Annotated in this window: 6 protein-coding genes; 4 read left to right on the top strand and 2 right to left on the bottom strand. The window is 34.2% G+C overall.

Annotation, left to right across the window (positions count from 1 at the left end; all coding sequences use genetic code 11):
- Positions 1-130 precede the first annotated feature (130 nt).
- Complete coding sequence (locus tag CKF58_RS00865; protein ID WP_119530102.1) at positions 131-1,798, top strand: L-lactate permease; 1,668 nt, start codon at positions 131-133, stop codon at positions 1,796-1,798.
- A 51-nt stretch (positions 1,799-1,849) separates the two neighbouring features.
- Here the strand turns inward: CKF58_RS00865 and CKF58_RS00860 are convergent, their stop codons facing one another.
- On the bottom strand, positions 1,850-2,800 hold the full coding sequence (locus tag CKF58_RS00860) for a 2-dehydropantoate 2-reductase (RefSeq protein ID WP_119530101.1): 951 nt from the start codon (positions 2,798-2,800) through the stop codon (positions 1,850-1,852).
- A gap of 227 nt (positions 2,801-3,027) precedes the next feature.
- On the opposite strand from CKF58_RS00860, the gene CKF58_RS00855 reads away from it, so the two are divergent.
- The 3 genes from CKF58_RS00855 to CKF58_RS00845 are packed head-to-tail and all read left to right on the top strand — an operon-like array spanning position 3,028 to position 6,833.
- A complete protein-coding gene (locus tag CKF58_RS00855; RefSeq protein ID WP_119530100.1) occupies positions 3,028-4,341 on the top strand; it encodes an HlyC/CorC family transporter in 1,314 nt (437 codons plus the stop codon).
- 31 nt (positions 4,342-4,372) lie between these two features.
- Complete coding sequence (gene hldE, locus CKF58_RS00850; RefSeq protein ID WP_119530099.1) at positions 4,373-5,806, top strand: bifunctional D-glycero-beta-D-manno-heptose-7-phosphate kinase/D-glycero-beta-D-manno-heptose 1-phosphate adenylyltransferase HldE; 1,434 nt, start codon at positions 4,373-4,375, stop codon at positions 5,804-5,806.
- A gap of 19 nt (positions 5,807-5,825) precedes the next feature.
- Positions 5,826-6,833, top strand: a complete 1,008-nt coding sequence (locus CKF58_RS00845) for an LpxL/LpxP family acyltransferase (RefSeq protein WP_119530098.1) — start codon at positions 5,826-5,828, stop codon at positions 6,831-6,833.
- 70 nt (positions 6,834-6,903) lie between these two features.
- Here the strand turns inward: CKF58_RS00845 and typA are convergent, their stop codons facing one another.
- Positions 6,904-8,742, bottom strand: a complete 1,839-nt coding sequence (typA, locus tag CKF58_RS00840) for a translational GTPase TypA (protein ID WP_119530097.1) — start codon at positions 8,740-8,742, stop codon at positions 6,904-6,906.
- Positions 8,743-8,861: the final 119 nt, after the last annotated feature.

Here is an 8,861-nt window from a genome sequence, read left to right as displayed (position 1 = left end):
TTTAAATGCAAAGACTTATCTTATTATTAGCAGTAAGCTCTATTCGTAAAATCTTATCTATATAGGATATGGCGGATGGGGTGTTACAACTAGCGTTTGCTAGTCCCCCTTAAATCCTATTGGTGATCATATGACAGGATCTGTTCTACAATTTATTCTAAGTGTTTTTCCGATTTTGCTATTAATTTATTTAATGGCAAAACGCAATGGTTTACCATCTTACATTGCGTTACCAGCTATTGCTGTGTTAATTATTCTAATCCAAGTATTCTACTGGAGTAATTCTAATTTAGCAGTGGGTGCTTCTGTTGTCGCTTCAATTGTTGCAACTTTAACACCAGTTACTATTATTTTCGCTGCTATTCTTTTCAATCGTTTTATTGAAGTATCGGGTTCAATTAACGTAATTAAAAGTTGGTTAGCAACTGTATCTCCTAACCCAGTAGCACAATTAATGATTATTGGTTGGGCATTTGCTTTCATGATTGAAGGTGCTTCAGGTTTTGGTACTCCTGCTGCTATCGCCGCTCCATTATTAGTGAGCTTAGGTTTCCCAGCTGTACGTGTTTGTATCTTAACTCTTATCATGAACTCAGTACCTGTATCATTTGGTGCTGTTGGTACTCCAACATGGTATGGTTTTAGCCAATTACACGACGTAAACTTTATTGAACTTGGTAGCAAAACAGCAATTATGCACGGTTTTGCTTCATTAGTTATCCCTGCTATCGCTTTAATGTTCGTAGTTAAACCAAAAGAAGTATTCAGAAACTTTGGTTTTATTCTTTTATCAATTGCAGCCTGTGTGGTACCTTACTTAGTACTATCTTTCTTCAATGATGAATTCCCATCATTAGTTGGTGGTGCTATTGGTATGTTATTATCAGTTTGGTTTGCTAAATACGGTATCGGTTTAGCTAAATCATATGAACCTGTAGTTGATGATACTAATCCAGAACAAAAAATTCGTATTGAAAAATTACCTTCAGTAACAGGTAGTCAAGTTGCTAAAGCTTTAGCTCCTTTCGCTTTATTAATCGGTTTATTAATTGTTACACGTGTACAACAATTACCGTTTAAAACTCTAATGAATAGCCAAGCTGAATGGTTAAACTTTAACTTAGGCTTTGCTGATTTCAAAATTACTCAATCTCTAACTTTCGTTTTAGGTAATATTTTTGGTACTTCAATTAGTGATTCTTATAAATTACTTTACGTGCCAAGCTTAATTCCATTTGTTGTAACTGTATTAATTATGCAGTTCTTCTACGCAGAATGTCGTGGTAAAATCGTTGGTATTTTCCAATCTTCAGCTTCAGCAGTTAAATTAACTTACGTAGCATTATTTGGTGCTTTCGTAATGGTTAAATTAATGATGTTAGCACCAACTGCAGGTGTTCCATCTAATACAACTAGCTCAATGGTACAAGTTATCGGTCAAGTATTCTCATCATCAATGGGGTCATCTTGGTTACTTGTAGCTTCATACCTAGGTTCTGTAGGTGCATTCTTCTCAGGTTCAAACACTGTATCTAACTTAACATTCGGTTCGATCCAACAATCTATTGCGCAACAAATTGGTGCTAACCAAACAACTGTATTAGCATTACAATCAGTTGGTGGTGCAATGGGTAACATGGTATGTTTAAATAACATTATCGCCGTAGCTTCAGTTACTAACTGCTTAAGTTACGAAGGTTATATCTTAAAACGTACTTTCGCGCCAATGGTTATTTACGGAATTATCGCTGCTATTGTTTCACAAGTAGCTATCTTATTATTCCCAGGTTTATGGTAATAAAAAAGGAGGTAGATCGTTATACGGTCTACCTCTCTTTTTTTTGTTATATTAGCGAGCATGAGTAATTTTTTCTTTACCATGTACTAATAAAGTGATTAAATTATTAAATGGTGTACTTACATTAAATTCTTTACCTTTACGTGCAATGTAACCATTTAGGAAATCGATTTCCGTTAAGCGATTGTTTTTGATTAAATCTTGGTGCATTGATGGATAATGACGTGAACCAGAATAACCATCATTAGTAAATGACATAATAAAATCAGTAATTTGTTCTACGTCTAAATGTACACCTTCGATTTTAGCAATTAAAGCAAACTCTTTTACAATTTCTTGAATTAGGTTACGACAATTGTCGATTGTTCCTAATTGATACATATTAGCATCTAGAATAGTACATAAGCTATTCATAGCACCATTTAAACAAGCTTTTCTCCAAGTAGCCCATTGAATATTTTCAACAACTTCACACGGTAAGCCTGAATCGTTAATCGTTTGCGCGATTTGTTTAGCTGCTTGAGCTGCTGCACGAGAGTTTACAATATTTTCAATTTCTGTTTTGCCATAGCTAGAGAAACTTACATCTCCAGGCACATCAACAGCATTAAATTTAGCGGTTAAAACAGTAACCCCCATGAAGATTTGTTCTTTAGATACATATTTGCTGATTGTATCTACATGCCCTAAACCATTTAGTAAACATAGAACTTTTGTGTCTTCATGAATAAGATGTTTAATCTGTTGCATTAAACCATCTAACATTAATGACTTAGTAAAAATAACAATTAAATCAACAGCTTGATCATATTCTTCAGGACGATAAGCTTTGATTTGTGTAACTTTAGGAGTTCCTACTTCTGTTACTTTTAAACCATTTGCATTAATTGTATCTATATGTTCTTGCCAGTTATCAAGTAGTACTACATCGTTACCAGCTTGTTTTAACATATGACCGTAGCAGCAACCCATTGCTCCAGCACCAGCAATTGCAATTTTCATTAATAAATCCTTGTCGAAAGCATAACTTACCCTTTAATTATATCTAACTATTACGATTTTCCCAAATCTATAGTAGTTATTTGCCAACTAGATCACACTTTTAGTTAAGCTTTAGCTATAACTAGAAGCAAAAGTTTCGTACTTTAGCTTTATGCTATAATATTCCAGTCAAATAACAGGGTTATAACCCTCAAACCAAGTATTAAACAAACATTTTGGATTTAACAATGGAGTCATCTGTCTCGTTTTTAATTATAATTATCCTTCTTTGTATTCTGGTATCAGCCTTTTTCTCGGCAAGCGAAACCGCACTCTTTACCTTAAATAGGTATAAACTGCAAACCGCTTTAATGAAAAAAAGATGGGGAGCGCAATCAGCTCATACTTTATTACAAACGTCAGATAAGCTTATTAGTACAATCCTAATTTGTAACAATACCGTAAATATTGCAGCTTCATCATTAGCAACCATTGTCGGACAAGAAATTGCTCAAGACTTAGGTATTGCAATCGCTACTGGTGTCTTAACTTTTGTCTTATTAATGTTTGCCGAAATTATTCCTAAAACTATCGCAGTTAAGTTCCCAGAAATTATTGCTTATTCTTTTGCTCCGGCATTATATGTAGTATTTCGTATTGTTTCCCCTATTGTATTTATCTTTAATATCTTCACTATTCTCTTTTTCAAAGTATTACGTATCAATAACAATACAGAAAAAGCTGGACTATCAGATGAAGAATTAAGAGTGATCGTAAAAGAATCTCAACAATTAGTTGGTAAAGATCACTCTGATATGATGAGCTCAGTTTTAGACTTAGAAAAAGTTACTGTTGAAGAAGTAATGATCCCTCGTCACGAAATTGTTGCTATAAACATCGATGACGATATTAAATCAATTATTCGTCAATTAAATCAATCGGCGCATAGTCAAGTTCTGGTTTACCGTGAGTCATTCGAAAAACAAATTGTCGGTATGCTACGTATTCGTGAAGCTTATCGCTTAATGATGGAAAGTAATGAGTTTACTAAAGAGAACTTAGTACGTGCTGTCGACGAAGCAATATTCGTTCAAGAAGGAACTACTTTAACGCGTCAACTTTTTAACTTTAAAAAAGCTAAACGTAAAATTGGTATTATTGTTGACGAATATGGCTTTGTGATTGGTTTAATTTCCATCGAAGATATTCTTGAAGAAATCGTTGGTAATTACACCACTAACTCTATTGTCGACGAACAAGAAGATATTAATACTGTTACCCCTGGTAAATATCTGATCGACGGACAAGCAAATCTACGTGATTTAAATCGTCGTTTTAGTTGGGATCTAAAAGCTGAAGAAGTAAGAACTTTAAACGGCTATCTTCTAGACAAGTTCCAAGACATTCCTGCTATCGAAGCGCGTTACTCTGTTGGTAACTTAATTATGACGGTAAAAGAAGTTGATCGCAAAGGTATCAAACTAATCGAAGTTACAGATCTTAAACGTTATAAAGCTGCCGAGAAAAAGGAAGCAAGTAAAGAAAACGTCAAAAAATCTTAATGCCATTAATCTTAATGGCTAAGTGACTATTATGAATACACAACCAGCTCTTGATTTTAATACAGCTAAAGTTTTTGTTTTTGGTGACGTAATGATCGACCACTACTGGCATGGTGATACAAGTCGTATTTCACCAGAAGCTCCAGTACCTGTTGTCTTATATAAAAGATCATCACAAACTTTAGGTGGTGCTGCTAATGTTGCACAAAATATTAAGGCCTTAGGAGCTCATGCTGTTTTATCTGGTTTAATAGGACAAGACGATAATAGTCTTGAACTATTAGAACTTTGTAAAAATAGCAATCTTGAAAACCTTTTAATAACAATCCCTAACATGCAAACGACTAAAAAGCTTCGTATTTTAAGTCGTCATCAACAGCTGTTACGTATTGATTTTGAAAATAGTCCCGCTATAACTTATAATGTTCCTCAAGTTTTCTCGCAATTTGCAAACCTACTTGAACAAAGCATTCAACAATCACAAGTTGTTATTCTTTCTGATTATTTTAAAGGGGCACGTGAGCTTTTTCCTTTTATCATTGAACTAGCAAATAAATATAAAAAACCAGTTATTATCGATCCTAAAGGTAATGACTACTCGTTATATCGCCATGCAAGTTTATTAACTCCTAATTTAAGTGAGTTTAAACAAATTGCAGCTCAATATGGTTATTCACCAGAAGCAATAGCTAATCAAGAGCAAGAAAGCCAAATTGCTAATCATATAATTAATGATTTAGATTTATATGGTATTTTAATTACTAAATCAGAAAATGGTATGACTCTGCACCTTAAAGATGGTCGTATGTATCATCAATTAACTTATGCCGAAGATGTATATGATGTAACAGGAGCTGGAGATACAGTAATCGCAACTTTAGCTACAGCCTTAGCTAGCGGCATTGATATCATTGATGCTTGTTACTATGCAAACAAAGCTGCAGGTATTTCAGTATCAAAATTAGGAACTTCAACCGTAAGCTTACTCGAATTACAAGCGGCATGTGGTTACGCAGATTCATCACTATCTAAAATCGAACAAGCGAAAAAAGATAACAAGAAAATCGTTTTCACCAATGGTTGTTTTGACATTTTACATCGCGGTCATTTAACATACCTTAAACGAGCTAAAGAGCTTGGAGATATTTTAATTGTTGGTATTAATAGCGATAGTTCTGTTAAAGCTTTAAAAGGAGACAGTCGTCCAATTAATAAGCTTGAAGATCGCATGTTAATGCTTGAATCATTAAAGTTCGTAGATTTTGTAATACCATTTGAACAAGAAACACCACTTGAACTCATTAAACAAATAATGCCAGATATTCTCGTTAAAGGCGGTGACTATCAAGTTGAGAATATTGTCGGCTATGCTGAAGTTACAGCAAATGGTGGTAAAGTACAAACTATTCCTTTTATCGATGATTACAGCTCGACTACAATAATTAATAAAATTAAAAGCAAGTAGTTGCAATCATTAATTTCTTATGAAAAATCAAGACGAAATATTTCAGTCTAACCGTCCACATTTTAAAAAAGAATTTCTTTTACCAAAATATTGGAAAATTTGGTTACTAATCGGCGTATGTTGGATATTTTCATTATTCCCATATGCGGTTATTCGATGGTTAGGACTGCGTTGTGGTAGTTTTTTCCGCAAAAGCAATATTAAAGTAATTCGTACCCGTAGACAAATTGCTCGTATTAATATCGATGTTGCATTAGCTAGTTATTCTAAAGAACAAAGAGATGAAATTTTTGATCAATTTTGTAATAACGTAGGTATTGCCATCTTCGATATGGTTATTGCTTGGTTCTGGAGTAAACGCCGTTTTGCCAAACTAATTAAACTACCTGAAAATAAAGACTTTTCAGAATGGTATGGTAAACGTGCATTTTTATTCTTCTGTCCACACTTTTTAAATCTTGAAGTAAATGCCCGTGCTATTGGTCTAATTTTACCTTCGTATGGCGTTTACTTAAAGAATGCAAATCCACTTTGGGATTGGTTACAATATTATTTCCGCTTACGTAATAATAAAGCCCTTGTTGCTAAAGATAATCCGCGAGCTATGATTAAAACCTTAGCGCTTAAGCATGGATTATGGTACGCCCCAGATCAGGATCTAGGAACAAAATCTGCATTATTTATGCCGTTTTTTGATGAACCTGAAGCATGTACTACTACTGGTACTTGGCAATTGTATCGTAGTTTTAATGATCTAACTTTAGTACCTTGCCTTTTATTGCCGAGTAAAGATCCTAAATACTATTTTGAGTTTCATATTCTAGAGGCTGTTACTTTTGATGATTTAACTGCAAAATACAACGCTGGTGAACTAACGCGTGAAGAGTTAACTTACCAAGTTGTTTTAAGAGCAAATCAAACAGTTGAAAGTACAGTAAAACTTGATATAGCTAACTATATGTGGATGCACCGACGCTTTAAAAATCGTCCTGCTGGTAAGGAAGATTACTATAAAGACGTTAAATAAAAGACACAATAAAAGCTGCGCTAGTGCGCAGCTTTTATTGTGTCTATATATTTTTTACTTAACTGTAAAATTACTCGGCATTTTTCTGTCTATATGCGCGACGTCTGTCGTTTTCAGTTAAGAATTTCTTACGAATACGAATTGATTCTGGAGTTACTTCTACTAACTCGTCATCATCAATGAATTCGATAGCTTGTTCTAATGAGAAACGAACAGGTGGAACTAAAACGATAGCATCGTCTTTACCAGCCGCACGCATGTTAGTTAATTTTTTACCTTGTAAACAGTTAACCGTTAAATCGTTATCACGACTGTGGATACCAATTACTTGACCTTCATATACTTCTGTATTAGCGTCAATTAACAGTTTACCACGCTCTTGTAATGAGAATAGAGCATAAGCAAGAGCTTTACCTGTACCATTAGAAATTAGTACACCGTTTTGACGTTGACCAATTTCACCTGGACGTACAGTATCATAATGGCTAAATGTTGAGTAAAGTAGACCTGTACCTGAAGTCATAGTCATAAACTCACCACGGAAACCAATTAAACCACGAGCTGGAATAATATAGTCTAAACGAGTACGACCTTTACCGTCCATTTCCATATTTTTAAGTTCACCTTTACGTAAACCTAAAGATTCCATTACCGCACCTTGATGTTGCTCTTCTACGTCAACAGTAACTTGTTCAAATGGCTCTTGTTTAACACCATCTACTTCACGGTAAATTACACGTGGTCTTGATACTGCTAATTCAAAGCCTTCACGACGCATGTTTTCAATTAATACTGATAAGTGTAATTCACCACGTCCTGAAACACGGAAAGCATCTGGATCTTGCGTTTCTTCTACACGTAAAGCAACGTTATGTACAAGTTCTTTTTGTAATCTTTCAAGAATTTGTCTCGAAGTAACGAATTTACCTTCTTTACCACAGAATGGAGAAGTATTTACACAGAAGAACATTGTAACTGTTGGTTCATCAACTGATAAAGCTGGTAAAGCTTCAACATTGTTCACGTCACAAATAGTGTCAGAAATGTTTAATTCACCTAAACCAGTAATCGCAACGATATCACCAGCTTTAGCTGTAGTTTGTTCTACACGTTGTAAACCGATGTGACCAAATACTTGACCAACTTTACCGTTACGTTTTTTACCCTCAGCGTCGATAATTGTTACTTGTTGGTTAACTTTAATTTCACCACGTTTAATACGACCAATACCGATTACCCCTACGTATGAGTTGTAATCTAATTGTGAAATTTGCATTTGTAATGGTGCATTTAAATCTACATCAGGTGGAGAAACTTTTTCGATAATAGTTTCAAATAATGGCTTCATGTCTTCTGCCATATCTGTGTAATCTAAACCAGCAATACCATTTAAAGCTGAAGCGTAAACAATTGGGAAATCTAATTGTTCATCAGTTGCCCCTAGGTTAACAAATAGATCAAAAATTTGATCAATTACCCAATCAGGTCTTGCACCTGGACGGTCTATTTTGTTAACTACTACAATTGGTTTTAAACCGTGTTCGAACGCTTTTTGCGTCACGAAACGAGTTTGAGGCATTGGACCATCTGTAGCATCTACGATTAGAAGTACAGAGTCAACCATTGAAAGAACACGTTCTACTTCACCACCGAAGTCAGCGTGTCCTGGAGTATCTACAATATTAATGTGATAATCATTGTAGTTAATAGCAGTGTTTTTTGCTAAGATTGTAATACCACGTTCTTTTTCAATGGCATTACTATCCATAATTCTTTCTTCTACTTCACCTCTAGAACTTAAAGTACCAGATTGTTGTAATAATTTATCAACTAAAGTAGTTTTACCATGGTCAACGTGAGCAATAATAGCAATGTTTCTTAACTTGCTAATGTCTTTAATATCAGCCATTTTTTATTCAAAAAAGATTAATTTCTAACTAAAGAGTTTAGATTTGGGAAACCAAAATGAGGAAATAAAATAAATTTTATTAAAAATTTAAACTCAAAATATAACAGTCTATTATATAA

The sequence above is a fragment of the Psittacicella hinzii genome, assembly GCF_003585935.1.
Classification (GTDB): domain Bacteria; phylum Pseudomonadota; class Gammaproteobacteria; order Enterobacterales; family Psittacicellaceae; genus Psittacicella; species Psittacicella hinzii.
The sequence above is the reverse complement of the archived record's forward strand: the minus strand, read 5'-3'. Positions and strand labels throughout refer to the sequence as shown.